The organism is Pseudomonas sp. PL-6 (assembly GCF_054110165.1).
In genome coordinates this window covers 4,165,481-4,190,598 of record NZ_CM134189.1, presented here as the reverse complement: position 1 = coordinate 4,190,598, position 25,118 = coordinate 4,165,481, and the positions used below count along the sequence as shown (strand labels likewise).

The following is a 25,118-nucleotide window of genomic DNA, read 5'->3' as shown; positions in this document are numbered from 1 at the left end:
ATGGTGGATGTAAAAAGCGACATCCACCCTACGAGCCGCAGCTGTGCCTTCCCGGCCCGCCCATTTCACGCGACAATCGGCCGATTACAGACGCCCCCACGAAGGGCGCCCCGGCAGCCGTGAGGAATCCCCTATGAGCAGCAACGATCGCGTCATCATCTTCGACACCACCCTGCGCGACGGCGAGCAGAGCCCCGGCGCCTCGATGACCGGCGAGGAGAAGCTGCGCATCGCCAAGGCCCTGGAGCGGCTACGGGTGGACGTGATCGAGGCCGGTTTCGCCATCGCCAGCCCGGGCGACTTCGCCGCAGTCAAGGCGATCGCCGACAACATCAAGGACAGCACCGTGTGCAGCCTGTCGCGTGCGGTAGACGCCGACATCGAGCGCGCCGCCGAAGCGCTCAAGGGCGCCAACAGCGGGCGCATCCACACCTTCATCGCCACCAGCCCGATCCATATGCAGTACAAGCTGCGCATGCAGCCGGACGACGTGGTGGCTCAGGCCGTGCGCGCGGTGAAGAAGGCGCGCAACCTGTGCAGCGACGTGGAGTTCTCCTGCGAGGACGCCGGCCGTTCGGAGATCGATTTCCTCTGCCGCATCATCGAGGCGGCCATCGACGCCGGCGCGCGTACCATCAACATCCCCGACACCGTCGGCTACGCCATCCCGCACCAGTACGCCGACACCATCCGCCAGTTGCTCGAGCGCGTGCCCAATGCCGACAAGGCGATCTTCTCGGTGCACTGCCACAACGACCTGGGCCTGGCCGTGGCCAACTCCCTAGCCGCCGTGGTGGCCGGCGCGCGCCAGGTCGAGTGCACCATCAACGGCCTCGGCGAGCGGGCCGGCAACGCCGCGCTGGAAGAGATCGTCATGGCGATCAAGACCCGCCAGGACCTGCTCGGCGTGCACACCAACATCGACACCCCGCATATCCTCAGCACCTCGCGCATGGTCTCCGGCATCACCGGCTTCCCGGTGCAGCCGAACAAGGCCATAGTCGGCGCCAACGCCTTCGCCCACGAGTCCGGCATCCACCAGGATGGCGTGCTCAAGCACCGCGAGACCTACGAGATCATGTCCGCCCAGTCGGTGGGCTGGAACACCAACAAGATGGTGATGGGCAAGCACTCCGGGCGCGCCGCCTTCCGCTCGCGCCTGGACGAGCTGGGCATAGTCCTGGCCGGCGAGGCCGAGCTGAACGCCGCCTTCGCCCGCTTCAAGGAGCTGGCCGACAAGAAGCACGAGATCTTCGACGAGGACCTGCAGGCGCTGGTCTCCGACACCCTGGCCGAGGAGGCGCCGGAGCACTTCAAGCTGGTCACCCTGGAAGTGGCGAGCAAGACCGGCGAGGTGCCGCAGGCGCAGATCGTGGTCAGCGTCGAGGGCAACGAACGGCGTGCCGGCGCCCAGGGCTCCGGCCCGGTGGATGCCACCTTCAAGGCCATCGAGGCCATCGCCGCCTCCGAGGCCACGCTGCTGCTGTATTCGGTCAATGCCATCACCCAGGGCACCGACTCGCAGGGCGAGGTCACCGTGCGCCTGGAGAAGGGCGGGCGCATCGTCAACGGCAACGGCGCCGACACCGATATCCTGGTGGCCTCGGCCAAGGCCTATATCAACGCGCTGAACCTGATGCAGGTCGGGCAGAAGGCGCACCCGCAAGTGGAGGGCGTGTGATCCCCGAACTCCGTCGGCGCGCCTACCTGGGCGCCATGCAGGTGGCCAGCTGGCTGCCGCGCACCGTATTGCCCTTCGCCGCGCCGTCGCGGCCGGAACTGCTGGAGCCGCCGCAGGTGGAAGTGGCGGCTGACACGCCGGTCGAGCCGGTCGCCGCCCCCGCGGTAGCCCGCGACACTGCGCCGGCGCCCGCTGCCGAGCGGCCGAAGATCGAGGTGCCGCGCCCCGCTGCCCAGCCGCGCCAGGCCGCCGCGGTGGTCGAGGAGGCTGCCCCGGTGGAGGAAAAGCCGGCCCGCGTTGCCGCGCCGCCACCGCGATTCGCCCTGCAGCTGCTGCGCGCCGGCGACTGCGCGCTGCTGGTGGAACTGCCCACCGGCGAGCCGTTCCAGAGCCGCGACCCGGCCTACATCCTGCTCAAGGACCTGCTGCGCGCCGCCGGCCTGCCGGACAGCCCGCAACTGCTCGGCGAGCCGGTGCGCTGGCCGCTGCTGGTGCGTGGCAACCTGGACCAGGGCCCGCAGGCGGCGCTGGAGTTCGTGCAGAGCTTCGTCGCCGCGCGCCTGGAGGAGCAGCCCAGCACCTGCCTGTGGCTGGTCGGCCTGCCGGCCATTCGCTTCGCCGGTGAGGGCGACGCACAGAGCTACAACCGCGAGCTGCAGATCGAGGGCCTCGGCACCTGCTGGGCGCTGCCGGGCCTGGAGCTGCTGATGGAAGAGCCGGCGCGCAAGCGCGAGTTGTGGCAAGCCATGCAGCGGGTGCGCCAGCGCTGGCTGAAAAGTACCGACGCCTGAGTGCCACCTGCCGCCGAGTTCTAGCGAATGACCGATGCGATTTCCTTCCGCCCCATGACCGAGGCGGATCTCGATGCCGTGCTGAAGATCGAATACGCCGCCTTCAGCCACCCCTGGACCCGCGGCATCTTCACCGACAGCCTCAAGTCCTATCACTGCTGGCTGATGTTCGAGGGCGGCCAGCAGGTCGGCCACGGCGTGATCAACCTGATCCTCGACGAAGCGCACCTGCTCAATATCACCGTCAAGCCGGAAAGCCAGGGCCGTGGCCTCGGTCTGCGCCTGCTCGAACATTTGATGAAAGAGGCCCATGAGCTGGGCGGTCGCGAGTGCTTCCTCGAAGTGCGCGCCAGCAACCAGAGCGCCTACCGCCTCTACGAGCGCTATGGCTTCAACGAAGTCGGCCGGCGCCGCGACTACTACCCGGCGGTGGGCGGTCGCGAAGATGCGCTGGTGATGGCCTGCACCCTGGTCGATTGAGGTTGTTGGCGTAGGGTGGATCACGCTTTACCGATCCACCGCTGTGGTGGATGTGAAAAGCGACATCCACCCTACGCGCTGATTTGCCCTACATCGGCGTATGGATCGGTGCGCCAATGGTTGTTGGTCCGCTGGTCACCCCGGATGGCCATCGACCCGCGCCCGGCACAGCATCGGCGCGTAGTGGACGACGAACAGGGCGAAGGCCAGCCCCCAGCAAACGGCCGCCAGCCACAGCCAGCTGCCGCCCGCCGCCACCCGGATCAAGGCGCCCAGGTTGAGCAAGGCAAAGGCCCAGGCCATGGCCTGGGGCGGCTGCAGCGGCCGCCCAGTATGGCCGAGGCTGACCCGCGCCATCATCGCCAGAACCAGCCCGCCCAGGGCGCCGACCGCCAGCGCATGGCTGGCCGGGCTGGGCTGCGCCAGCCAACCCAGGTGCCAGGCGGCCATGCCGAGGGTGGCGACCAGCAGCCAGGCGTAGGCCAGGTGCAGCGACCACAGCAACGGCACGCGCCAGATGCCCGGCAGGTGCCAGCGCCACAGGCGCAGGCCGTGCAGCGCCGCCAGCAGGGCGAAGGGCAGCGCCAGCCAGGGCTGCGCCTGCAGGTTGTGGCCGCTGGCGAACAGCGCGGCGACCAGCAGACCGCCAGCCAGCAGCAGCCGATCCCGCCACGGCTGGGCGGCGAAGGCCTCGACCCGGCCCAGGCCGCGCTGGGTGAAGAAGGGAATCACCCGTCCGCCGATCAGGCTCAGCAGCACTGCGATCAACCACAGCGCCGCCAGGGCGCCGCGCCGTTGCAGCGCGTCGTCGCCCAGGGCCAGGCCGGCGAGGGTCAGGCCCTGGCACAGGCCGAGCAGGCTCAGCACCAGCAGGATGGGGTAGTTGTTGCGCTGGCGGGCGGCGATCAGCTGGCGCGCCAGCTGCGCGAGCAGCAGGGCGACAAAGGCCAGCTGGGCGGCGATCAGCACCCCCAGCGCCAGCGGTAGGAACCAGACCAGCCGTGCCGCCAGCCACAGGGCGAACAGCGCGATCAGTGGCCGCCCACTCAAGCCCGGGCGGCCGGTCCAGTTCTGCACCGCGGTGAGCAGGAAGCCGGCGATGATCGCCAGGGCGAAGCCGAACGGCATCTCGTGGCGGTGCCACGCGAGCAGGCCGCCGGGCACCTGCGGCGCGCTGAGCAGCCCCTGCAACACCGCGGTCCAGAGGGCGACGGCGAGCAGGGCCAGCAGCGCGCCGGCGAGAAAGAACGGGCGAAAGCCCAGGCGCCACAGCGGAGCAATCGCCAGTGCGCGGTTGCGATCAAGCAGTTGCATGCTGCTGTTCCCCTCGCCGCAGGCCGTGCTGCGCCGCCAGACGCAGCACATAGCCGAGCTTGAGGAGGCCGGGGCCGATGATGGTCAGGCTATGCGCCAGCACCAGGCTGGCCAGGTTCAACCTGGACTCCAGGCCATAGGCCGCCAGCAGACCGAGCAGCAGCAGGCCGAGACCGGCCAGCAGCAGTTGGCTGGACAGACGCAGCAGCTGCTGCGGGGCGAGCGGGAACATGATGCACCTCCTGATTGATCAGCTATCCAGCGCCGCGGCCGGGCCGAAGAACTCATGGTGGCTCTGCTCGGGCGGCACGCCCAGTTCCTGCAGGTGGCGCTTGACCTGGGCCATAAAGGCTTTCGGGCCGAGGAAGTAGGCGTCCAGATCGCGCTCGGCGGGCAGCCACTGCGCCAGCAGTTCGCGGCTGAGAAAACCCTCGGCATCGGCCTGATCGCCCGCGCGCGGCTCGCTGTAGCAGACGTAGTGACGGATCTGCGGATGCGCGGCGGCGCGGGCCTCGACCCAGTCGCGGAAGGCGTGCACCTCGGCGTGGCGGGCGCAGTGGATAAAGTGGATCGGCCGGCCGCTATGGCGCGCGGCGTCGAGCATGCTCAGCGCCGGGGTGATGCCGACGCCGGCGCTGATCAGCGCCAGCGGCTTGGCCGAGTCGCGCAGGACGAACTCGCCGGCCGGCGGGAACAGCTCCAGCTGGTCTCCGACCTGGACCTTGTCGTGCAGGTGGTTGGACACCCGGCCGCCGGCCTCGCGCTTGACGCTGATGCGGTACTCGCGGCCGTTGGCCGGCGCCGACAGCGAGTAGTTGCGCCGCACCTCCTCGCCGTCCAGCAGCAGGCGCAGGCCGATGTACTGGCCGGGCTGGAAGTCGAGCAGGGCGCCGCCGTCCGCCGGCACCAGGTAGAAGGAGGTGATCTCGGTGCTCTCGGCCACCTTGCGCGCCACGCGGAAGGCGCGAGCGCCACGCCAGCCGCCGGGGGCGGCGGCATTGTGCGCGTACTGGCTCTCCTCGGCGCCGATGAGGATATCGGCCAGTTGTCGGTAGGCGATGGCCCAGGCTTCGATCACCGCGTCGGTGGCGATCTCGGCGCCGAGCACCTCGCCAATCGCGCGCAGCAGGCAGCCGCCGACTATGGGGTAGTGCTCGGGGAGGATCTGCAGCGACACGTGCTTGTTGACGATCTGCGCCACCAGCGGGCCGAGCGCCTCGAGACGGTCGATATGCTTGGCGTACATCAACACGCCGTTTGCCAGGGCGCGCGGCTGGTCGCCGCTGGCCTGGTGCGCCTGGTTGAACAGCGGGCGCACCTCGGGAAACTCGCTCAGCATCATCCGGTAGAAGTGGGTGGTCAGCGCCTCGCCGCCGCTTTCCAGGAGCGGCACGGTGGCTTTGATCAGATCGCGTTGGGCGTTGGACAGCATGGGTAACTCCTGCAAGGCATGAAAAGGCGCCGGCCCGGCTCGTCTGGCCGCATCTGGCGTGCTAGCGTTAGCGCTGTATGCCTCTCATGAATCGTGCCATTTAATTTATTCTTTAAATTCAATGACTTATTTTTATTGTTGTGAAAATGACTCGTGGTCAATACGAGTCATAAAGACTTTAGGTTGTCGAAATGACCGCTAACCCGCTGCTGCAGACGCTGATCCCGCTGGTTGCCGACCTGTCCCGCGAGCTGGACGACGGCGAGCGCTACCGCCGCCTGCTGGCCGCCCTGCGCCAGCTGTTCCCCTGCGATGCGGTGGCGCTGCTCAAGCTCGAGGGCGAGCAACTGGTGCCGCTGGCGGTGGAGGGCCTGAGCGCCGACACCCTGGGGCGGCGCTTCAAGGTCAGCGAGCATCCGCGCCTGGCAGCGCTGATCGAGCACCGCGGGCCGACCCGTTTCGCCGCCGATTGCGGCCTGCCCGACCCCTACGACGGCCTGGTCGAGGGGCTGCACGGCCATCTGGAGGTGCACGACTGCCTGGGCTGCCCGCTGTACCTGGACGATCAGCTGTGGGGCCTGCTGACCCTGGATGCGCTGGACCCCGCCAGCTTCGGCCGCGCCGACCTGGACAACCTGGACGCCTTCGCCAGCCTGGCGGCGGCCACGGTCAAGGCCAGCGAGCGGATCAGCGGCCTGGCCCGGCGGGTGGAGACCGAGCGCCAGCTCACCGAGCTGTACAAGCAGGCGCGCCAGCAGCCGCGCGAGCTGATCGGCCAGAGCGCCGCGCTGCGCAAGCTGCAGGGCGAGATCCGTCTGGTCGGCGACAGCCCGCTGACCGTGCTGATCACCGGCGAAACCGGGGTCGGCAAGGAGCTGGTGGCCGAAGCCATCCACGGCGCCTCGCCGCGCGCGCAGCGGCCGCTGGTCAGCCTCAACTGCGCGGCGTTGCCCGAGGCGCTGGTGGAGAGCGAGCTGTTCGGCCACGTGCGCGGCGCCTTCTCCGGCGCGCTCAGCGAGCGCAGCGGCAAGTTCGAGCTGGCCGACGGCGGCAGCCTGTTTCTCGACGAGGTGGGCGAGCTGCCGCTGGCGGTGCAGGCCAAGCTGCTGCGCGTGCTGCAGAGCGGCCAGCTGCAGCGGCTCGGCTCGGACCGCGAGCACCGCGTCGACGTGCGGGTGATCGCCGCCACCAACCGCGACCTGGCGGCCGAGGTGCGCGCCGGGCGCTTTCGCGCCGACCTCTATCACCGCCTCAGCGTCTACCCGCTGCCGGTGCCGCCGCTGCGCGAGCGTGGCCGCGACGTGCTGCTGCTGGCCGGCTACTTCCTCGAAGACAACCGCGCGCGCCTGGGCCTGCGCAGCCTGCGCCTGAGTAGTGAGGCGCAGAAGGCGCTGCTGGCGCACGACTGGCCGGGCAACGTGCGCGAGCTGGAGCACCTGATCGGCCGCGCGGCGCTCAAGGCGCTGGCGCGCCACGACGAACGGCCGCGGATTCTCAGCTTGGAGCTGCAGGACTTGGACCTGCCCGCGAGCGTGGCGGCCGCAGAGGCGCCGGGCGAGAGTGCGCCCGGCGCGCTGCCGGCGGGGCAGGACCTGCGCAGCGCGCTGGATGCCTACCAGCGCCGGCTGATCGAGCAATGCCTGGCGCGCCACCAGGGCAAGTGGGCCGATGCCGCGCGCGAGCTGGGGATCGATCGGGCCAATCTGAGTCGGTTGGCGAAACGCCTCGGGTTGCGCTGAGCGCAGGGGTTGACGATTTGTACATTAAAGTCCAGAGTGGACTTTAATGTATAAGCGAGAGCGACCCATGCAGTCCTCCCCATTTCCCTCCGCGCGCCGCGTGCCCCTCGATTCGTCGTGGGCCGGCGCGCCTTGCTTCTGCCCCTTCGCCTTCCCACCGGGTTCCGTCGCCTTGTCGCGCGCGGCGGGCTCGTTCATTCCGCAGCAGGAGACACGTCCATGAAGAAACTCGCCTGGCTGGGCGCCATCGCCCTGAGCCTGATGGCTTCCAGCCCGTTCGCCGCCGACAAGCCACTGCGCCTGGGTATCGAGGCGGCCTACCCGCCGTTCGCCTACAAGGAGGCCAGCGGCGAGATCGCCGGCTTCGACGTGGACATCGGCAACGCCCTGTGCGCCGAGATGAAGGTGCAGTGCCAGTGGGTCGAGCAGGAGTTCGACGGCCTGATTCCCTCGCTCAAGGTGAAGAAGGTCGACGCCATCCTCTCGTCCATGACCATCACCGACGAGCGGCGCAAGTCGGTGGACTTCACCGGCAAGTACTACTACAGCCCGGCGCGCCTGGTGATGAAGGAAGGCAGCACGGTCGACGCCGACTTCGCCAACCTCAAGGGCAAGCGCATCGGCGTGCAGCGCGCCACCACCACCGACCGCTTCGCCAGCGAGGTGATGGCCGCCCAGGGCGTGCAGGTGGTGCGCTACAGCTCGCAGAACGAAATCTACCTGGACCTGATCTCCGGGCGCCTGGACGGCACCCTGGCCGACGCCATTCCGGTGGAGGAGGGCTTCCTCAAGACCGACAACGGCAAGGGCTTCGCCTTCGTCGGGCCGTCCTTCACCGATCCGGCCTACTTCGGCGAGGGCGCCGGCATCGCCGTGCGCAAGGGCGACAGCGAGCTGCTCGGCAAGCTCAACGCCGCCATCGCCGCGATCCGCGCCAACGGCAAGTATCAGCAGATCCAGCAGCGCTACTTCAGCTTCGACATCTACGGCGACTGAACGAGGCGCACCGCGCCGGGATCCTGGCCGGTGCGCACGGCGCAACCCGTATTGCAATCGGGCTACAGCTGGAACACCAGCGCCTTCAGGCCGCTTTCGGCCGAGATGTCGGGAAACTCCGGCGGGTTGTCCAGGCGCCGCACAAAACGCAGCTGCGGCGCCTCCTCGGCCATGCCGTCGATGAGAAAGCCCGGGCCGAGATCCGGGTCGTTGACGCAGGCCAGCACGGTGCCGCGCTCGCCGAGCAGTTCGGGCAGGCGGCGGAGGATCTTGCGGTAGTCCTGGGTGAGGGCGAAGCTGCCTTTCTGGAAGCTCGGCGGGTCGATGATCACCAGGTCATAGGGCCCGCTCTTGCGCACCTTGCCCCAGGACTTGAACAGCTCGTGGCCGAGAAACTCCACCCGGGCGAGGTCATGCTCGTTCAGGCGATGGTTGTCGCGCCCGCGCGACAGCGCCGCGCGCGCCATGTCCAGGTTGACCACCCGCTCGGCGTCGCCGGCGATGGCCGCCACCGAGAAGCTGCAGGTGTAGGCGAACAGGTTGAGCACGCGCTTGCCGGCGGCCTGCTCACGCACCCACTGGCGGCCCAGGCGCATGTCGAGAAACAGCCCGCTGTTCTGCTTGCTGCCCAGGTCGAGCAGGTAGCGCAGGCCGTCTTCGAGAATCGGCCATTGCGCCTGGGGCTCGCCGGCCAGCCATTCGCTCTCGCTACCCTGCACGTAGCGGTGCTGCAGCAGCAGGCCGCGGGCGCCGCTGGCCTGCCACTGCGGCGTCTGCAGCAGCTCGATAAGCAGCGGCTTTAACGCCGGCGAAGGCTCGCGAAACAGCATCACCAGGACGATTCCGGACAGCCAGTCGACGGTGATCTGCTCCAGCCCCGGCCAGCAGCGGCCACGACCGTGGAACAGACGGCGGGTTTCGGCGCCCGGATGGTGCGCCAGCGCATTCAACAAATGCTCGCGCAGGGTGACGAGGGCGGCGTCAGTCATCGCGGGTCAACACTTCCAGCAGCTCGATTTCGAAGATCAGGTTGGCGTTTGGCGGTATCGAACCCATGGTGCGCTCGCCATAGCCCAGGTGCGCGGGCACCAGCAGCTTGCGCTTGCCGCCCACCTGCATGCCCATCAGGCCCTGGTCCCAGCCCTTGATCACCCGGCCGGTGCCGATCACGCACTGGAAGGGCTTGCCGCGCGAGTAGGAGGAGTCGAACTCGCTGCCGTCCTCCAGCCAGCCGCGGTACTGGGTGGTGATCAGGGCGCCCTTGACCACGGCCTTGCCGTCGCCCGGTTGCAGGTCTTCGATGATCAGCTCGAGGCTCATGTCGGTTTTCCACTCTGGTGTCGGTTGTGGCTGGCCTGGACGATGCGCTGCGCGGGCACGCGCAACTGGGCCAGCAGGTAGTCGGCGAAGGCCGGTTCATAGGGCTGCAGGGCGATGGCGCGGGCCATGCAGTCCAGCCAGCTCTCGGCGAGGGCCGCGTCGATCGGCCATTGGGCATGGAAGCTGGGGATGCTGATGCTGCCGTATTTCTCGGCGAACAGCCGCGGGCCGCCCAGCCAGCCGCTGAGGAAACGGGCCAGCTTGTCGCGCGAGGCGCTCAGGTCGGCCGGGTGCAGGGCGCGCAGGGCGACGGCCTCGGCGCGCTCGTCCATCAGCCGGTAGAAGTCGTCGACCAGGCGGCGCAGGCCGTCGCTGCCGCCGGCCGCCTGGTAGGAGGCGTCGCCCGTGCCGTAGGGAGGATGGCTGCTCATCGAAGCGCTCCGCGGAAAAGGCGCCATTGTAACCGCTGGCGTAGAATGCTCGGCCAGTTTGAAGCACACGCCCCTGTGGGAGGCGCTTTAGCGGCGACTATCGCGGCTACGACTGCATGGATGCAGGAGGTAGGGCGAAGCCGGATGCCAGAGCCGAAAGCCGCTCCTACAGTTTGCCCGTGACCTGCCGTGGAACCAGTGACCCAATCCCCATGACGCAACCCCAGCAAGGCTTCGTGCTCAGCCGCCATTGGCGCGACACGCCGGAAGGCACCGAAGTGGCCTTCTGGCTGGCCACCGATGGCGGCCCGCGCCAGGTGCGCCTGCCGCGGCAGGAGTCGGTGGCCTTTATCCCGGCCGAGCAGCGCGCCTGGGCCGAGCCGCTGCTGCGCGATGAAAAGGGCGTCGAGCTGCGCGAGCTGGCCCTGCGCGACTTCAAGCGCCGCCCGGTACTGGGCCTGTACTGCCGCCAGTACCGCCAGTTGCTGCAGCTGGAGAAGAAGCTGCGCCAGGTCGGCGTGGACGTCTACGAGGCCGATATCCGCCCACCGGAGCGCTACCTGATGGAGCGCTTTATCACCGCCTCCGTCAGCTTTCATGGCACTGCCCAGGAAGACGGCAGCCTGCTGTGCACGTCGCTCAAGCCCGCCGCCGATTACCGCCCGACGCTGCGCCTGGTGTCGCTGGATATCGAGACCAGCGCCCGCGGCGAGCTGTATTCCATCGCTCTGGAGGGCTGCGGCCAGCGCCAGGTGTATATGCTCGGGCCGGCCAATGGCGATGCCGGCGGCGTGGATTTCGAGCTGGAGTACTGCGACAGCCGCAAGGCCCTGCTCGAACGGCTGAATGGCTGGCTGGCGCGCTTTGATCCCGACGCCATCATCGGCTGGAACCTGGTGCAGTTCGACCTGCGCGTACTGCGCGAGCACGCCGAGCAGCTCAAGGTGCCGCTGCGCCTGGGCCGCGGTGGCGACGTGATGGGCTGGCGCCAGCACAACAGCAGCCAGCACTACTTCGCCGAGGCCGCCGGGCGGCTGATCATCGACGGCATCGAGGCGCTGCGCTCGGCGACCTGGAGCTTCCCCTCGTTCAGTCTGGAGTCGGTGGCGCAGACCCTGCTCGGCGAAGGCAAGGCCATCGACACCCCCTACGCGCGGATGGACGAGATCCAGCGCATGTTCGACGAGGACAAGCCGGCGCTGGCGCACTACAACCTCAAGGACTGCGAGCTGGTCACGCGCATCTTCGCCCACACCGACCTGCTCGCCTTCCTCCTCGAGCGCTCCAGCGTCACCGGCCTGGCCGCCGACCGCAGCGGCGGTTCGGTGGCGGCCTTCACTCACCTGTACCTGCCGCCGATGCACCGCCTGGGCTTCGTCGCGCCGAACCTCGGCGACATTCGCGGCGAGAACAGCCCTGGCGGTTTCGTCATGGATTCGCGCCCCGGTCTGTACGACTCGGTGCTGGTGCTGGATTACAAGAGCCTGTATCCCTCGATCATCCGCAGCTTCCTGATCGACCCGCTGGGCCTGGTGGAAGGGTTGCAGCAGCCGGACGACGCGCATTCGGTGGAAGGTTTTCGCGGCGCGCGCTTCTCGCGCACCCGGCACTGCCTGCCGGCCATAGTCGAGCGGGTCTGGCAGGGGCGCGAGGCGGCCAAGCGCGACGGCAACGCTGCCTTGTCGCAGGCGCTGAAGATCATCATGAACGCCTTCTACGGGGTGCTCGGCTCCAGTGGCTGCCGCTTCTTCGACCCGCGCCTGGCTTCGTCCATCACCCTGCGCGGGCACCAGATCATGAAGCGCACCCGCGAGCTGATCGAAGCCGAGGGTTATGCGGTGATCTACGGCGACACCGATTCGACCTTCGTCTGGCTCGGCCGCGCCCACGACGAGGCCGAGGCGGCGCAGATCGGCCGCACCCTGGTATCAAGGGTCAATGCCTGGTGGCGCGAGCACCTGCACAACGAATACGGCCTGAGCAGCGCCCTGGAGCTGCAGTTCGAGACCCATTACCGGCGCTTTCTGATGCCCACTATTCGCGGCACCGAGGAGGGCAGCAAGAAGCGCTACGCCGGCCTGGTGCGTGCGGCGGATGGCAGCGAACGCATGGTGTTCAAGGGCCTGGAGACGGTGCGCAGCGACTGGTCGCCGCTGGCCCAGCGCTTCCAGCAGGAGCTGTACCGCCTGGTGTTCGCCGGCCAGCCCTATGAGGACTACGTGCGCGACTACGTCAAACGCACCCTGGCCGGCGAGCTGGACGAGCTGCTGGTCTATCGCAAACGCCTGCGTCGGCGCCTCGACGACTACCAGCGCAACGTGCCGCCGCACGTGCGCGCCGCGCGCAGCGCCGACGAGCACAACCAGCGCCTCGGCCGGCCGCTGCAGTACCAGCGCGGCGGCTGGATCGGCTACCTGATCACCACCGCCGGGCCGCAGCCGCTGGAGTGCCTGCTGTCGCCCATCGACTACGAGCACTACCTCAGTCGCCAGCTGAAGCCGGTGGCCGATGCCATCCTGCCCTTCGTCGGCGGCGATTTCGAGCGCCTGGTGGACGGGCAGCTGGGGTTGTTCTGAAACCTTCGCCAAGGTTCAGTGCGACAGCGAACCCCACAGGAGCCCGCTTGCGGGCGATCCTGGCGCCGTAGGGCCGATCGCCGGCAAGCGGGCGCATCAAGGCGGCTGCGGTCCCTTGGGGCGGCGGAAAACGGGAAATACTTTGCAAACTCTGCGCGGTTGAGCGGTGTTCGTCGCCTGAGTATCTTTGCGCCGTGATGCCGGGCCCCTCTGGCGGTTAACACCGCGATGTCGGAATCACAGTCTGTTCAATCTGACTGTAGGAGGGGCTCCATGACTGCCCTAGAACCGTTTCTCTTCGCCGAGTTCCTCGGTACCGCCACCTGGCTGTGGCTGGTCTTCATCGCCGTCGTCATCTCCCTGCTGGCCTTCGACCTGGGCGTGCTGCATCGCGACAACCGCGAAATCGGCGTGCGCGAGAGCCTGCTGCTGTCCGCTGGCTACATCACCGCGGGTCTGCTGTTCGGCGTCTGGGTGTTCTTCCAGAAAGGCGGCGACGCCAGCATGGATTACCTCACCGGCTTTCTGATCGAAAAATCGCTGTCGATGGACAACGTGTTCCTCATGGCGATGATCTTCAGCTTCCTGGCGATCCCGCGGCAGTACCAGCACAAGGTGCTGTTCTGGGGGATCATGGGCGTGCTGGTGCTGCGCGCCATCATGATCGGCCTGGGCGCCGCGCTGATCCACGAGTTCGCCTGGATCCTCTACGTGTTCGGCGCCTTCCTGTTCTTCACCGGGGTGAAGATGCTGTTCGCCAAGCTCGACGATGCGCCCGATCTGGAAAACAACCTGCTGGTGAAGTTCCTGCGCAAGCACCTGCGCGTGACCGATGAGCTGCATGGCGAGCGCTTCTTCGTGCGTCAGGACGACGGCAACGGCCGCAGCGTGCTGTGGGTGACACCGCTGTTCCTGGCGCTGATTCTGATCGAGTGCGCCGACCTGATGTTCGCCATCGACAGCGTGCCGGCGATCTTCGCCATCACCCAGGATCCGTTCATCGTCTACACCTCGAACATCTTCGCCATCCTCGGCCTGCGTGCCCTGTACTTCGCCCTGGCGGCGCTGATCCACCGCTTCGCCTACCTCAAGTACGCGCTGGCCCTGGTGCTGGTGTTCATCGGCGCGAAGATCTTCCTGGTCGGTATCATCGGCAAGATTCCGGCGGCGGTGTCGCTGAGCGTGACCCTCGGCCTGCTGATCGGTGGCGTGCTGCTGTCGCTGTACAAGACCCGTGGCCAGCCGCCGGCGAGCGCGCCGAAATCGCTCGCGGACTGAGCGCCCCATCCCCCATCGACCGACGCGCAGGCGTCGCCCAAGAGGACGTTGTATGCATAGCCCGTTACGCAGCCTTTCCCTTTCCGCGCTCGGCCTGGCGCTGGTCGTTCTGGCCGGATGCGAGGCGGCCGAGCAGTCCGCCCAGAAGCTCGTCGAGGAAACCGAGCAGCAGGCCCAGGCCCTGCTCGACGACGCCGTCGGCGAGGCGGTGGAGCAGCTGAACAAGCAGGTCGACAGGCTGCAGGAGTCGGCCAACCAGGCGCTCGGCAAGCCTGCGCAGGAAGAGCCGGCCGAGCAGCCCGAGGCCGAGCCGGATGCCGCGGGCGAAGGCTTCGAGCCAGGCGTGGAAACCTGAGCTCAGCGCGCGCCGTCGGTCGTCCAGGCAGCCGCGTGCAGCGCCTGCTGGAGGAAGTCGCACAGCGCCTGGATCTTGACCGAGGCGCGGTGCGAACGCGGGTAGAGGGCGTGGATCTCATCGGCCGTGGGCCGCGCGTCGGGCAGTACCTGCAGCAGGCGGCCGGCCTGCAGGTCGGGCTGGACGATAAAGCGCGGCAGCACCGCCAGGCCCAGTCCGGCCAGCGCCGCATCGCGCATGGCCTCGCCGTTGTTGCTGGTGAAGCGCCCGCCGGGCGCCAGGGTCAGCGGGCGCTGTGGCGCGGCGGGGTCGTCGAACGACCAGAGCTGTTCGGCGCTCAGGTTGCAGTAACCGATGCAGGGGTGTTCGAGCAGCTGCTCGAGGCGCTCGGGGGCGCCGTGGGCGCGGATGTAGTCCGGGCTGCAGCACACCACCCGCGGGCTGCTGCCCAGGCGGCGGGCGATCAGCGCGCGGTCGTGCAGGCGCGAGATGCGCAGGCACAGGTCGTAGCCCTCGCGCTCGAAGTCGCTGACCCGGTCGTCCAGTTGCAGCGCCACTTCCAGTTGCGGATGCAGGCGCATGAAGCTCGTCAGTTGCGGCGCCAGCCACAGCGTGCCGAAGCTCATCGGTGCGAGGATGCGCAGGCTGCCGGCCAGGCTGCCGTCCTCGCTGGCGACGGCCTCGGCAGCGGCCCGCAGTTCTTCGAGCGCGGCCCTGGCCTGGCGGTAGAAGCGCTGGCCGCTGTCGGTCGGGGCGACCTTGCGCGTCGAGCGGAACAGCAGGCGGGCGCCGAGGTGGCGTTCCAGGTCGCTGAGGCGTTTGCTCACCACCGACTTGGCCACCCCCAGCTGCTGGGCGGCCAGGCTGACGCTGCCCAGTTCGGCGACGCGCAGAAAGGTCTCGATTTCCGCAATATCCAGTTTCATGGCGGTGTACGCGTTGAGCCAGTGTGCCGTTCAGCATAACGCCTCGCCGGGAGTTGGATTGTTCGGTTTGAGCGAAAAACCATTTCGTCGAGCGGCGGGAGGTCGAGGCCACCGAGTCGGGCTAGGCTTTGGGTTCACGCCCGCAACCGGGCTCCCTCACCGCTACAGGAGGCTGCGCCATGTCTTTCACCTATAACCGCCTGAACAAGGACGATGCCGTCGTGTTGCTGGTCGACCACCAGGCCGGCCTGCTCTCGCTGGTGCGCGACTACACGCCGGACGAGTTCAAGAACAACGTGCTGGCGCTGGCCGACATCGCCAAGTTCTTCAACCTGCCGACCATCCTCACCACCAGCTTCGAGAATGGCCCCAACGGGCCGATCGTGCCCGAGCTCAAGGCCATGTTCCCCGATGCGCCCTATATCGCCCGGCCGGGGCAGATCAACGCCTGGGACAACGCCGATTTCGTCAAGGCCATCGAGGCCACCGGGCGCAAGCAGCTGATCATCGCCGGGGTGGTCACCGACGTCTGCGTGGCCTTCCCGACCCTGTCGGCGCTGCAGGCCGGCTATGAGGTGTTCGTCGTCACCGACGCCTCGGGCACCTTCAACACCAGCGTGCGCGACGCCGCGCTGATGCGCATGGCCCACGCCGGGGCGCAGATGCTCAACTGGTTCAGCGTCGGTTGCGAACTGCACCGCGACTGGCGCAACGACATCGAAGGCTTCGGCGGCATCCTCGGCGGCCACCTGCCGGCCTACGCCAACCTGATCCAGAGCTACAGCCAGAAGTGACGCGGCGGGCCCGCCGGCGCTTGCCGGCGGGCTGGCTCTCAGCTTTCGCCCTTGATTTCCTTGAGGTGCTTGTACACCGTCGCCCGGCCCATGTTCAGCACGTTGGCCACGTAGTTGGCGGCGCTCTTGCCCTTGAACGCGCCTTCGGCGTGCAGCGCCTCGACCAGTTCGCGCTTGTGCTCGCGGGTCAGCAGGTTGAGGCCTAGCTGGCGCTGGCGCAGCCAGGCGTGGAGGAAGGTGTTGATACGTTCCTGCCAGTCGTCGCGAAACAGCGCGTCGGGCTGGGGGATCAGCTTGTTCGCCGAGAGGAACAGGTCGAGTGCCTGACGGGCGCTCTCGAACAGCGAGATATTGAGGTTGATGCACAGCACCGCGACCGGCTTGCCGCCGGCGTCGCGCAGCACGCTGCTGACCGAGCGGATCTTCTGCCCGTCCCAGTTGAGCTTCTCGTAGGGGCCGATGCTGCGTGCGTCGCCGGCGTCGTCGAGCATGTCCTCCAGGGCGGCGTCATCGCCCACCGCGCGCTTGGAGATGTTGTTGGCGATATGGTCGATCTTCTGCGTCCGCAGGTCGTGCAGCACCACCTCGGCGTGGGGGAAGAACAGGGTGGCGATGGCGTCGGCGATGGCGCGGTAGTTGTCGAGATCGGCGGCGGGGCGGGGCGTCATGCGGTGGGCTCCTGGGTCGGCGCGACGAGTGTGCCGCAAAGCGCCGGGGGCGTCATCAAGGCACCCCCGGACTGCATCTGGGCTACTGGCGCAGCCGCGCCGGGCTGAGCATGGCTTCGTCGAGGCCGAAGCGGGTCAGCGCCTCGGGCAGCGGCTGGCGGCGGATCAGCGCGGCGCTGGCCTGACCCATCGCCGCGCTGGTCTGGATGCCGTAGCCGCCCTGGGCGGCGACCCAGAAGAAGCCCTCGGCCTGGCCGTCGTAGCCGGCCACCAGGTCGCCGTCGGCGACGAAGCTGCGCAGCCCGGCCCAGGTGTGCGCCGGGCGGCGGATGCTCAGGCTGGTGTGCTCCTCGATCTGGTAGATGCCCATGGCGATGTCCAGCTCCTCCGGCTGCACGTCGTGCGGCGCCACCGGGTCGGCGTTGGCCGGCGAGCCGAGCAGCTGGCCGGCGTCGGGCTTGAAGTAGAAGGCTTCGTGCAGATCCACCACGCAGGGCCAGGCGTGACAGTCGACGCCCTCCGGGCCGTGGAAGGTGAAGGCGGCGCGGCGCTTGGGCACCAGGCCGATGGGGGCGACCCCGGCCAGCCCGGCGAGCTCGTCGCACCAGGCGCCGGCGGCGTTGACCAGCACCGGCGCGCGGTACTGCTCGGCGCCGCAGTCGACCAGCCAGGCGTCGCCGTCGCGGGCGATGGCCTGCACCTCGCGATCGTTGTGGATTTCCCCGCCCTGCTGGCGAATGCCGCGCAGGTAGCCCTGGTGCAGGGCATCGGTGTCGATGTCGGCGGCGCTGGGGTCGAACAGGGCGCCCTGGACCTTGTCGCGGCGCAGCACCGGCACCAGCGCGCAGGCCTGGTCGGCATCGAGCAGGCGGGCCTCGGGCACCTGGGCGCGGGCGTCGTCGAACTGGCGCTGCAGCTCGGCGGCATCGCCGCTGAAGTCCACCACAAGTTCGCCGCGCGGGCTGAGCAGCGGGTGCTCGGCGAAGCCGGGCGGCGGCGCGTCGTAGAAGGCGCGGCTGGCGGCGGTCAGCGCGCGCACCTGCGGCGTGCCGTAGGCCACGGTGTACAGCGCCGCCGAACGGCCGGTGCTGTGGTAGCCGGGCTGGCTCTCGCGTTCGAGGACGATGGTCTTGCCCTGGCCGGCGAGGAAGTAGCCGGTGGAGGCGCCGGCGATACCGGCGCCGACGATCAGGTAGTCGGCGTGTTGCATGCTCAGCCCTCCGCGGCCTGCTTGAGTTGGTGGAGCGCCTGGGCCAGGGCGACGTCTTCCAGACCCAGGCCGATGGAGCGGAAGAATGCCGGACGGCGGTAGTCGGGCAGGGGCGCCGAGCCGTCGAGCAGCTCGGCCAGGTCGCCGCGGATCAGCGCGCGGTCCCACAGGTGCTGCTCGCTGGCCAGGCGCATCTCGCCGGCGCTGGCCGGGGTGGTGGCGCGGTAGTCGCAGTAGACGTCCATCTGCGCCAGGCTGGCCGGCGGCACCTCGTGGGCGCGCGGCGCGTTGGTGCTGATCGAGGTGATCAGCGCGGGCTGCTCGAGCGTGGCGGGGTCGAGCACCGGGCCGGCCGAGGAGGTGCACAGCATGATCACCTCGGCATCGGCGCAGGCCTCGGCCTGGCTGGCGCACAGCTGCAGGCGCGGGTCGAGCTGCAGCAGCTCCTGCTGCGCGGTGGCGGGTTTGCCGGCCAGGCTCGGCGAGTACAGGCGAATGCTCTGCCAGTCGCGCAGGCCCTGCGCGTAACGCACATGGGCGCGCGCCACCGGGCCGCTGCCGATCACCGCCAGGCGGTTGGCCGCGGCCGGCGCCAGGGCGTCCACCGCCACGGCGGTGGTAGCCGCGGTGCGGGCGGTGGTGAGTTCGCCGGCATCGCACAGCAGCAGCGGCTGGCCGTCGTCCATCGACATCAGCAGGGTCCAGGCGGTGACGATGGCGCCGCGCTCGCCGGGGATGTAGGGCGAGGTCTTGACCCCGTAGACGCGCTGCTCGGCCAGCACGCCGAGGTAGTTGATGAAGTCGCCGCCGCCGGGAAACTCCACCAGCTGCTGCGCTGGCTGCACCGCCTGGCCGCGCGCCAGGCTGCGGAACAGCTCGCGCATGGCCTGCACGACATCGACGCGGGCGAGGAGTTGGGCGGCTTCGGCCCGATGGATCAGATAGGGCGGGGTGCTGGGCATGGCGGCGGTATCCGGAATGAACTTATTTGTCCATTCTGGACTTATTGGTATCTTCTCGACAAGGGGCATGGCCGCCGGCTGTCCGAGGATGACGCATGGACGAAGCTGCTGTCGGCAGAGGCGCGATGGCGCCCGGGCGTATTTCGCGGATAAATCCGCTCCTGCAGGCTATGCAACGACCCGCGCTGACATCGCCAACAAAAAAGGCGAAGCCCTGGGGCTTCGCCTTCTGCTGGAGCGGCGGCGCGGCTCAGTGGTGCTTGCGCGGCACCGGCTTGAGCAGTTCGTCCGGCGGCATCTCGCACTGGATCTTGCGCCCGATCAGCGCCTCGATCGGCGGCAGGGCGAAGGCGTCGTCCTCGCCGGCGAAGCTGATCGAGGTGCCGCTGCTGCCGGCGCGGCCGGTACGGCCGATGCGGTGCACGTAGTCGTCCGGGTCTTCCGGCAGGGTGAAGTTGATCACGTGGCTGATGGCGTCGACGTGGATGCCGCGGCCGGCCACGTCGGTGGCGACCATGACGCGGATCTTGCCCTCGCGGAAGCCCTCCAGGGCGCGGATGCGCTTGTGCTGCGGCACGTCACCGGACATCTGCACGGCGCTGACGCCGTCGCGGGTCAGGCGTTCCTCGATGCGGCGCACCTCGTCCTTGCGGTTGGCGAAGACCATCACCCGCGTCCAGTCGTTCTGCGTGATGAGGTTGTACAGCAGCTTGTACTTGTCGCTGCTGGCCACGGCGTAGACGTGCTGCTCGACGCTGTCGCTGGCGACGTTCTCCGGCTCGATCTCGACGATGGCCGGGTTGACTGTCCACTGCTTGGCCAGGTTCATCACGTCGTCGGTGAAGGTGGCGGAGAACAGCAGGGTCTGGCGCTCGCCCTTCATCGGGGTCTGGCGGATGATCTGGCGCACCTGGGGGATGAAGCCCATGTCGAGCATGCGGTCGGCTTCGTCGAGCACCATCACCTCGACCATGTCCAGGTGCACCTCGCCGCGCTGGTTGAAGTCCAGCAGGCGGCCCGGGGTGGCCACCAGGATGTCGCAGAAGCGCGATTCGAGCTGCTTGAGCTGCTTGTCGAAGTCCATGCCACCGACGAACTGCATGACGTTGAGGCCGGTGTACTTGGTCAGCGCGGCGGCGTCCTTGGCGATCTGCACCACCAGCTCGCGGGTCGGCGCGATGATCAGCGCGCGCGGCTCGCCCATGTAGCGCTCTTTCGGCGGCGGCGTCTGCAGCAGCTGGGTGATGATCGAAATGAGGAAGGCGGCGGTCTTGCCGGTGCCGGTCTGGGCCCGGCCGATGGCGTCCTGGCCCTTGAGGGTGTAGCCCAGCACGCCGGCCTGGATCGGCGTGCAGTAGGGGAAGCCGAGGTCGTGGATGGCGTGCATCAGCTCGGGGGCCAGCTTGAAGTCGTGGAAGCGGGTCTTGCCTTCGACCGGCTCGACCACGAAGTCTTCCAGCTTCCAGGTGTCCACCGGCTTGGCCGGGCGCTCGCGGCGCGGCTTGTCGGCCTTGGCCGGACGGGCGGGGCGTTCCGCGCTGGTTGCCGCGCTGGCGGCAGCGGTCTCGGGCTGGCGCGCAGGCTTGGGCATGCGGCTGGGTTTTTCCTGACCGCCGGCCTGGGCCTGGGCGGGCGCTACGGGCGCGGTGGCCGGTTGGGGCAGTTCGCCTTCAGCTTTGCCGAACATTTTCTTGAGTGCTTTGAGCACGGGCTTCTCATCGATTGGTTAAGGAATGAACGGCCGCCAGTGTAATGCAAGACGCGGGCGCGGCGAAGTGCCTCGCTCGCCCCTGTCAAGGGGCGAACGCGCTGGGCGGCTTATTTCGCCGGCAGGCTGGCCAGCAGCAGGCGCTGCACGTTGCCGCCCATGATCGCGGCGATCTGCTCGGGGGAGAAGCCGGCGCCCTGCAGGCCTTCGGTGAGCTGGGCCAGGCCGGTGACGTCGAACGGCGTGTGCACGGTGCCGTTGAAGTCCGAGCCCAGGGCCACGTGCGCGACGCCGACCTTGTCCGCCGTATAACGGATGGCGCGGACGATGGCGGCGACCGAGGTGTCGCACACCGCGGTGCTCCAGTAGCCGATGCCGATCACCCCGCCGGTGGCGGCGATGGCCTGCAGGTGCTTGTCGCTGAGGTTGCGCGTGCCGGGGCAGGTGCCCTCGACGCCGGTGTGTGACACCAGCACCGGGCGCGTGGCCATGGCCAGCACGTCGTCGATCAGCGGCCGCGAGGCGTGGGCCAGGTCGACCAGCATGGCTTTCTCTTCCAGGCGTTCGATCACCTGGCGACCCAACGGGGTCAGGCCGCCTTTCTCCAGGCCATGGGCCGAGCCGCCGACTTCATTGTCGAAGAAGTGGGTCAGGCCGGCGATGCGGAAACCGGCGTCGTACAGCGCGTCGACGTTCTCCAGTTTGCCCTCGATGGGCTGCAGGCCCTCGGTGGCGAGCAGCGCGGCGACTCGCTGCGGATCCTGCCGCCAGGCCTCGACGAAGCGGGTCAGCTCGGCGCGGTTGCGGATCAGCACCAGGCGCTCGTCGCTGGCGTCTGCGGCCTCGCGCAGTTTCTCGGCCTGGTACAGCGCGCGCTGCAGCAGGCTGTCCCAGGTCGCGCGCGGCCAGCGCTGGGCCATGGCCAGCAGGGTGATGTTGTCGCTGTCGCCGGCATTGCTTTCCATGTTCAGCCCGCGCGGGGTCTTGGTCACGGTGGAGAACACCTGCAGGCCGAGGCGCCCTTCGAGCATGCGCGGCAGGTCGGAGTGGCCATAGTCGTAGCGTTTGAGCAGGTCGCGTTCCCAGAGCAGGGCGTCGTCGTGCAGGTCGGCGACGAACAGGCCCTGGTGCAGCTGCTGCGCGCTGGCGCTGGCGGGGTAGGGCGGCGGCGAGGCGACGCTGTTCATCTGTGCGTCGATGACTTGAGGCAGGCCCAGCACGGCCAGGGCGGAGAGGGGAACCAGCAGCAGGGCGATCAGCAGTTTGCGCATAAAGGGTGGCCATCCAGGCGTGTTGTTATGCCGGCCACTCTAGCAGGGAAGCGGTGCACCCTGGAGTAGGGTGCGCCCTGCGCACCATGGTGAGCAGGGCTTAACCGCAGAGGCAGTTGCGCCCCTGCTGCTTGGCCTGGTATAGCGCGGCGTCGGCGCGGGCGATCAGGCTCTGCAGGCTGTCCTGGTGGCGCATCTGCGCCAGGCCGATGGAGATGGTCACCCCCGGCAGCACGCCGACCGGCGAATAGAAGGAGCCGATGCGTTCCAGGCTCTGGCGCAGGCGCTCGCCGATGCCGCGCGCGCCCTGGTCGGCGATCTCCGGCAGGAGGATGACGAACTCCTCGCCGCCGAAGCGCACCAGGCTGTCCTTCGGCCGCAGCTGGTTGCGCAGGGTATGGGCGACCAGGCACAGGGCGTAGTCGCCGGCCAGGTGGCCGTGCTGGTCGTTGTAGGCCTTGAAGTGGTCGACATCCAGCATCAGCAGCGACAGCGGCTCGTCGTTGAAGGCGCAGCGGGTGCTTTCGCGCTCGAACACGTGCTCCAGCCAGCGCCGGTTGAAGCTGCCGGTGAGGGTGTCGATATTGGCGTTCTGCTCGCTGTCGAGGATCAGCCGGTTGCCCCGGCGCACCCGTTCGCAAAGCAGCTCCAGGAGGTTCTGCATCAGTTGCGGCGATTGCTGGAACAGCGCGATCAGCGACTCGCGGTGCAGGCGCAGCACGGTGGAGGGCCGCTCGGCGACCACGTAGGCGCTGGGATGCTCGTTGTCGATGAAGCTGATCTCACCGGCGCAGTCGCCGACTTCCAGGGTGCCGACCGGCTGGTTGTCCAGCGAGCCGAGGTAGACGCGCAGCTGGCCCTCGATCAGCAGGTAGAGGTGCTGGTTGCGGTTGAACGGGGAGAGCAGGACTTCGCCGGCCTCCAGTTCGCAGGCGCGGAATTCCCGCAGCAACTGGTCGAGGCTGCTGGCGGCGACCTTGTGGAACAGTCGCAGTCGTTGGATTTGCTGCAGGTCTGCCTGCCAGTGCGCCGGTTTCATCGCGATGTTGCCGGGCCTGGCGGGGCGTCGAGGCCAGATGGCATCGCAAACGCTCCTTGTCGTGGTGCAACAGCGTCTCGACATTATTCCCGGGTCGGGCCCCTGGCAATGCTCGGCCAAAGTTCGGCCGACCAGCGGTTGTACGTTGGTGCCAGGCTGTCGACTGGCGCGCGTCCCTGCGCGGCGTCCTCAGTCGGGTAGGTGGAGGCGGTGGCCGACGGCGAAGCCGGCTAGGCGTTCGCGCACGGCCGCGGCCAGCGCCGGGTCGCGGCGCGGCAGGTGGATATGGGCGAGCTGGCCGGCCTGGTCGTCGCCGAGCACCTCGACACGGATCGCCGGCTCCAGCTCGGCCAGCGCCGCCTGGTAGACGCGGGCGATGGCATCGAAGCGTAGCGCCGGCTTGAAGGTCTTGCCCACCGCGGTCAGCGGGATGGCCTCGACTATCCAGACGTCCCTGGGCACCGCGGCGCGCTCGGGAATATGCGCGGCGGCATGTTCGAGCAGCTCGGCCTCGCCGGCCTGGGCGCCGGGCTTGAGCTGGACGTAGACCACCGGCAGTTCGCCGGCCTTCTCGTCCGGCTTGCCGACGGCGGCGGCCAGGGCCACGGCCGGGTGCTTGTGCAGCGCCTCCTCGATCAGCTGCGGGTCGATATTGTGGCCGCCGCGGATGATCAGGTCCTTGCTGCGCCCGGTCAGCCAGATGTAGCCGTCTTCGTCCATGCGGCCGAGGTCGCCGGTATTGAACCAGTCGCCGTCGACCCAGATGCCGGCGTTCTTGCTCGCCTGCAGGTAGCCCTTGAACACCGTGGCGCCGCGGATGCACAGGTTGCCGATCTCGTTGGGCGCGGCCTCGCGCAGGTACTGTCCCTGCTCGTCGAGCAGCTTGATGCGCACCTCGCAGTAGGGCATGCGCAGGCCGATGGAGCCGGGGCGGCGTTCGCCGGCCGGCGGATTGGCGCAGCTGCCGCAGGTGCCTTCGGTCAGGCCGTAGCCTTCGATCAGGCACAGTCCGGTCTTGGCCTCGAACTGGCGGATCAGCGCCACCGGCATCGGCGCGGCGCCGCACAGGGCGTATTTCAGCGAGCTCAGGTCATGCCCCGCGCTGGGCACCTGCAGCAGGCCGGCGTAGATGGTCGGCACGCCGCTGAAGAAGCTGACCTTGTGGCGCTCGATGATCTTCCAGAAATTGCCGATCAGCTTGGGGTTGCGATAGCCCTGCGCGGTGGCCAGCAGCACCTCGGCGCCGCCGATGAAGGCGGTCAGGCCGGTGACGATCACGCCGTTGACGTGAAACAGCGGCAGGCCGCAGAGGGTCACGTCGCCGGGGGCGAAGCGGGTCACCAGGTTCATGCTGTAGGCCATGGCCACCTCGTTGCCGTGGCTGTGCGGCGCCAGCTTGGGCGTGCCGGTGGTGCCGCCGGTGTGGAAGTAGCTGGAGACGTCCTCGGCCTGGATGATCCGGCCGCTCTCCAGGTGGTCGCTCGGGCAGGCGGCGATGGTCTCGTCGAAGTCCAGCACGCCGTCCGGCAGCGCCCCGCGCTGGGCCTTGAGCGCGCTGCGCTGGGGCTCCGGCAGCAGGTTGGCGAGATCCACGCAGAGCACCGCCTTGAGCGCCGGCAACTGGCCGCGCAGGGCCTCGACCTTGGCCCACAGGTCGGTGCCGGGGAAGGGCGCCAGGGTGACCAGCAGCTCGGAGTCCGAGGCGTGGATCAGCTCGGCGATATGCTCGGGCTCGAGCAGCGGGTTGATCGCGTTGACGATGCCGGCCGCCTCGCCGCCCCAGATGGTGAAGTGGGTCTGCGGCAGGTTGGGCAGCAGGAAGGACACCGCCTTGCCCGGGCGCAGGCCGAGGCGGTGGAAGGCGTTGGCGGTCTGGGTGATCTTGCCCAGCAGCTCGACGTAGCTCAGGCGCAGCGGCTGTTCCTCGCCCTCGCCCTGGAGGATGAACGACAGCGCCGGGGCGTCCGGCTGGGCGACGGCCGTGCGGCGGATCAGCTCGTAGGTGCTGGCGGGCAGGTCGCGAGCACTGAGCGGGGTTTTCTCGATCTGCTCGATATCCTGCAGGGTGCGGATCAGCGGCGCTGTCGTCATTGATGCATCTCTCAGTGGGGGCGGCGGGTATCTGCAGCCGGTTCAGGGAGAAGCCG

At 68.6% G+C, this 25,118-nt stretch carries 23 protein-coding genes; 9 read left to right on the top strand and 14 right to left on the bottom strand.

The genetic code is table 11. The features are described from left to right. Positions 1-133 precede the first annotated feature (133 nt). From ACW9UL_RS18140 to rimI, 3 genes are read left to right on the top strand one after another with little or no spacing between them, the layout of a single operon-like run. On the top strand, positions 134-1,681 hold the full coding sequence (locus tag ACW9UL_RS18140; RefSeq protein WP_457787865.1) for a 2-isopropylmalate synthase: 1,548 nt from the start codon (positions 134-136) through the stop codon (positions 1,679-1,681). Beyond that, the gene (locus ACW9UL_RS18135; RefSeq protein WP_457787864.1) at positions 1,678-2,472 is read left to right on the top strand and encodes an energy transducer TonB; all 795 of its coding nucleotides are present in this window, start codon (positions 1,678-1,680) and stop codon (positions 2,470-2,472) included. The genes ACW9UL_RS18140 and ACW9UL_RS18135 overlap by 4 nt, the downstream gene beginning before the upstream one ends. 27 nt (positions 2,473-2,499) lie before the next feature. Next, positions 2,500-2,952 carry a ribosomal protein S18-alanine N-acetyltransferase gene (rimI, locus tag ACW9UL_RS18130; protein WP_021445354.1) on the top strand — a complete coding sequence of 151 codons (453 nt, stop codon included), beginning with the start codon at positions 2,500-2,502 and terminating at the stop codon, positions 2,950-2,952. A 135-nt stretch (positions 2,953-3,087) separates the two neighbouring features. Here rimI and ACW9UL_RS18125 read toward each other — a convergent pair whose 3' ends face one another. The 3 genes from ACW9UL_RS18125 to hmpA are packed head-to-tail and all read right to left on the bottom strand — an operon-like array spanning position 3,088 to position 5,698. After that, complete coding sequence (locus ACW9UL_RS18125) at positions 3,088-4,266, bottom strand: NnrS family protein (protein ID WP_457787863.1); 1,179 nt, start codon at positions 4,264-4,266, stop codon at positions 3,088-3,090. Beyond that, positions 4,253-4,498 (bottom strand): transmembrane sensor/regulator PpyR, encoded by a 246-nt coding sequence (locus ACW9UL_RS18120; RefSeq protein ID WP_457787862.1) that lies wholly within the window; start codon positions 4,496-4,498, stop codon positions 4,253-4,255. The genes ACW9UL_RS18125 and ACW9UL_RS18120 overlap by 14 nt, the downstream gene beginning before the upstream one ends. Positions 4,499-4,516: 18 nt before the next feature. Further along, the gene (hmpA, locus tag ACW9UL_RS18115; RefSeq protein WP_457787861.1) at positions 4,517-5,698 is read right to left on the bottom strand and encodes an NO-inducible flavohemoprotein; all 1,182 of its coding nucleotides are present in this window, start codon (positions 5,696-5,698) and stop codon (positions 4,517-4,519) included. Positions 5,699-5,889: 191 nt separating this feature from the next. On the opposite strand from hmpA, the gene norR reads away from it, so the two are divergent. Together norR and aotJ are read left to right on the top strand one after the other, a co-directional pair. Next, positions 5,890-7,437, top strand: a complete 1,548-nt coding sequence (gene norR, locus ACW9UL_RS18110; protein WP_457787860.1) for a nitric oxide reductase transcriptional regulator NorR — start codon at positions 5,890-5,892, stop codon at positions 7,435-7,437. Positions 7,438-7,656: 219 nt separating this feature from the next. Continuing rightward, positions 7,657-8,433 (top strand): L-arginine-binding protein AotJ, encoded by a 777-nt coding sequence (aotJ, locus tag ACW9UL_RS18105; protein ID WP_021442460.1) that lies wholly within the window; start codon positions 7,657-7,659, stop codon positions 8,431-8,433. A 62-nt stretch (positions 8,434-8,495) separates the two neighbouring features. Here aotJ and ACW9UL_RS18100 read toward each other — a convergent pair whose 3' ends face one another. From ACW9UL_RS18100 to ACW9UL_RS18090, 3 genes are read right to left on the bottom strand one after another with little or no spacing between them, the layout of a single operon-like run. Then, positions 8,496-9,422, bottom strand: a complete 927-nt coding sequence (locus ACW9UL_RS18100) for a class I SAM-dependent methyltransferase (protein ID WP_457787859.1) — start codon at positions 9,420-9,422, stop codon at positions 8,496-8,498. Beyond that, positions 9,415-9,753 (bottom strand): FKBP-type peptidyl-prolyl cis-trans isomerase, encoded by a 339-nt coding sequence (locus ACW9UL_RS18095; RefSeq protein WP_122108874.1) that lies wholly within the window; start codon positions 9,751-9,753, stop codon positions 9,415-9,417. Before ACW9UL_RS18095 ends, ACW9UL_RS18100 begins: the two co-directional genes overlap by 8 nt. Then, positions 9,750-10,184 carry a group II truncated hemoglobin gene (locus tag ACW9UL_RS18090; protein ID WP_457787858.1) on the bottom strand — a complete coding sequence of 145 codons (435 nt, stop codon included), beginning with the start codon at positions 10,182-10,184 and terminating at the stop codon, positions 9,750-9,752. The genes ACW9UL_RS18095 and ACW9UL_RS18090 overlap by 4 nt, the downstream gene beginning before the upstream one ends. A 212-nt stretch (positions 10,185-10,396) precedes the next feature. On the opposite strand from ACW9UL_RS18090, the gene ACW9UL_RS18085 reads away from it, so the two are divergent. The 3 genes from ACW9UL_RS18085 (at position 10,397) to ACW9UL_RS18075 (ending at position 14,393) form a co-directional block, all read left to right on the top strand. Further along, on the top strand, positions 10,397-12,760 hold the full coding sequence (locus tag ACW9UL_RS18085) for a DNA polymerase II (RefSeq protein ID WP_457787857.1): 2,364 nt from the start codon (positions 10,397-10,399) through the stop codon (positions 12,758-12,760). A gap of 273 nt (positions 12,761-13,033) precedes the next feature. Continuing rightward, positions 13,034-14,038, top strand: a complete 1,005-nt coding sequence (locus ACW9UL_RS18080; RefSeq protein ID WP_397498593.1) for a TerC family protein — start codon at positions 13,034-13,036, stop codon at positions 14,036-14,038. A gap of 52 nt (positions 14,039-14,090) precedes the next feature. Continuing rightward, on the top strand, positions 14,091-14,393 hold the full coding sequence (locus ACW9UL_RS18075) for a hypothetical protein (RefSeq protein WP_457787856.1): 303 nt from the start codon (positions 14,091-14,093) through the stop codon (positions 14,391-14,393). Positions 14,394-14,395: 2 nt separating this feature from the next. Here ACW9UL_RS18075 and ACW9UL_RS18070 read toward each other — a convergent pair whose 3' ends face one another. Next, positions 14,396-15,319, bottom strand: a complete 924-nt coding sequence (locus ACW9UL_RS18070; RefSeq protein WP_457787855.1) for a LysR family transcriptional regulator — start codon at positions 15,317-15,319, stop codon at positions 14,396-14,398. A gap of 179 nt (positions 15,320-15,498) precedes the next feature. On the opposite strand from ACW9UL_RS18070, the gene ycaC reads away from it, so the two are divergent. After that, entirely contained in the window at positions 15,499-16,113 is a 615-nt protein-coding gene (gene ycaC / locus ACW9UL_RS18065; RefSeq protein WP_021442468.1) for an isochorismate family cysteine hydrolase YcaC, read from the top strand. Positions 16,114-16,151: 38 nt separating this feature from the next. Here the strand turns inward: ycaC and ACW9UL_RS18060 are convergent, their stop codons facing one another. From ACW9UL_RS18060 to ACW9UL_RS18030, 7 genes are all read right to left on the bottom strand, one after another. Then, positions 16,152-16,781: a helix-turn-helix transcriptional regulator gene (locus tag ACW9UL_RS18060; protein ID WP_021442469.1), complete on the bottom strand. Its 630-nt coding sequence runs from the start codon at positions 16,779-16,781 to the stop codon at positions 16,152-16,154. Positions 16,782-16,863: 82 nt separating this feature from the next. Then, a complete protein-coding gene (locus tag ACW9UL_RS18055) occupies positions 16,864-17,991 on the bottom strand; it encodes an NAD(P)/FAD-dependent oxidoreductase (RefSeq protein ID WP_457787854.1) in 1,128 nt (375 codons plus the stop codon). A gap of 2 nt (positions 17,992-17,993) precedes the next feature. Then, the gene (locus ACW9UL_RS18050; RefSeq protein ID WP_457787853.1) at positions 17,994-18,953 is read right to left on the bottom strand and encodes an ornithine cyclodeaminase family protein; all 960 of its coding nucleotides are present in this window, start codon (positions 18,951-18,953) and stop codon (positions 17,994-17,996) included. Between the two features lie 250 nt (positions 18,954-19,203). Continuing rightward, the gene (gene rhlB / locus ACW9UL_RS18045) at positions 19,204-20,661 is read right to left on the bottom strand and encodes an ATP-dependent RNA helicase RhlB (protein WP_122108866.1); all 1,458 of its coding nucleotides are present in this window, start codon (positions 20,659-20,661) and stop codon (positions 19,204-19,206) included. 110 nt (positions 20,662-20,771) lie between these two features. Beyond that, positions 20,772-21,932: a dipeptidase gene (locus ACW9UL_RS18040; protein WP_457787852.1), complete on the bottom strand. Its 1,161-nt coding sequence runs from the start codon at positions 21,930-21,932 to the stop codon at positions 20,772-20,774. Positions 21,933-22,032: 100 nt separating this feature from the next. Beyond that, positions 22,033-22,971: a GGDEF domain-containing protein gene (locus ACW9UL_RS18035; RefSeq protein WP_397498586.1), complete on the bottom strand. Its 939-nt coding sequence runs from the start codon at positions 22,969-22,971 to the stop codon at positions 22,033-22,035. A gap of 189 nt (positions 22,972-23,160) precedes the next feature. Next, positions 23,161-25,062: an acyl-CoA synthetase gene (locus ACW9UL_RS18030; protein ID WP_457787851.1), complete on the bottom strand. Its 1,902-nt coding sequence runs from the start codon at positions 25,060-25,062 to the stop codon at positions 23,161-23,163. Positions 25,063-25,118 lie beyond the last annotated feature (56 nt).

Coding starts and splice junctions, on each gene's coding strand:
- ACW9UL_RS18140 (WP_457787865.1), top strand. CDS start 134: ATGAGCAGCAACGATCGCGTCATCATCTTCGACACCACCCTGCGCGAC.
- rimI (WP_021445354.1), top strand. CDS start 2,500: ATGACCGATGCGATTTCCTTCCGCCCCATGACCGAGGCGGATCTCGAT.
- ACW9UL_RS18125 (WP_457787863.1), bottom strand. CDS start 4,266: ATGCAACTGCTTGATCGCAACCGCGCACTGGCGATTGCTCCGCTGTGG.
- ACW9UL_RS18120 (WP_457787862.1), bottom strand. CDS start 4,498: ATGTTCCCGCTCGCCCCGCAGCAGCTGCTGCGTCTGTCCAGCCAACTG.
- hmpA (WP_457787861.1), bottom strand. CDS start 5,698: ATGCTGTCCAACGCCCAACGCGATCTGATCAAAGCCACCGTGCCGCTC.
- norR (WP_457787860.1), top strand. CDS start 5,890: ATGACCGCTAACCCGCTGCTGCAGACGCTGATCCCGCTGGTTGCCGAC.
- aotJ (WP_021442460.1), top strand. CDS start 7,657: ATGAAGAAACTCGCCTGGCTGGGCGCCATCGCCCTGAGCCTGATGGCT.
- ACW9UL_RS18100 (WP_457787859.1), bottom strand. CDS start 9,422: ATGACTGACGCCGCCCTCGTCACCCTGCGCGAGCATTTGTTGAATGCG.
- ACW9UL_RS18095 (WP_122108874.1), bottom strand. CDS start 9,753: ATGAGCCTCGAGCTGATCATCGAAGACCTGCAACCGGGCGACGGCAAG.
- ACW9UL_RS18090 (WP_457787858.1), bottom strand. CDS start 10,184: ATGAGCAGCCATCCTCCCTACGGCACGGGCGACGCCTCCTACCAGGCG.
- ACW9UL_RS18085 (WP_457787857.1), top strand. CDS start 10,397: ATGACGCAACCCCAGCAAGGCTTCGTGCTCAGCCGCCATTGGCGCGAC.
- ACW9UL_RS18080 (WP_397498593.1), top strand. CDS start 13,034: ATGACTGCCCTAGAACCGTTTCTCTTCGCCGAGTTCCTCGGTACCGCC.
- ACW9UL_RS18075 (WP_457787856.1), top strand. CDS start 14,091: ATGCATAGCCCGTTACGCAGCCTTTCCCTTTCCGCGCTCGGCCTGGCG.
- ACW9UL_RS18070 (WP_457787855.1), bottom strand. CDS start 15,319: ATGAAACTGGATATTGCGGAAATCGAGACCTTTCTGCGCGTCGCCGAA.
- ycaC (WP_021442468.1), top strand. CDS start 15,499: ATGTCTTTCACCTATAACCGCCTGAACAAGGACGATGCCGTCGTGTTG.
- ACW9UL_RS18060 (WP_021442469.1), bottom strand. CDS start 16,781: ATGACGCCCCGCCCCGCCGCCGATCTCGACAACTACCGCGCCATCGCC.
- ACW9UL_RS18055 (WP_457787854.1), bottom strand. CDS start 17,991: ATGCAACACGCCGACTACCTGATCGTCGGCGCCGGTATCGCCGGCGCC.
- ACW9UL_RS18050 (WP_457787853.1), bottom strand. CDS start 18,953: ATGCCCAGCACCCCGCCCTATCTGATCCATCGGGCCGAAGCCGCCCAA.
- ACW9UL_RS18040 (WP_457787852.1), bottom strand. CDS start 21,932: ATGCGCAAACTGCTGATCGCCCTGCTGCTGGTTCCCCTCTCCGCCCTG.
- ACW9UL_RS18035 (WP_397498586.1), bottom strand. CDS start 22,971: ATGAAACCGGCGCACTGGCAGGCAGACCTGCAGCAAATCCAACGACTG.
- ACW9UL_RS18030 (WP_457787851.1), bottom strand. CDS start 25,062: ATGACGACAGCGCCGCTGATCCGCACCCTGCAGGATATCGAGCAGATC.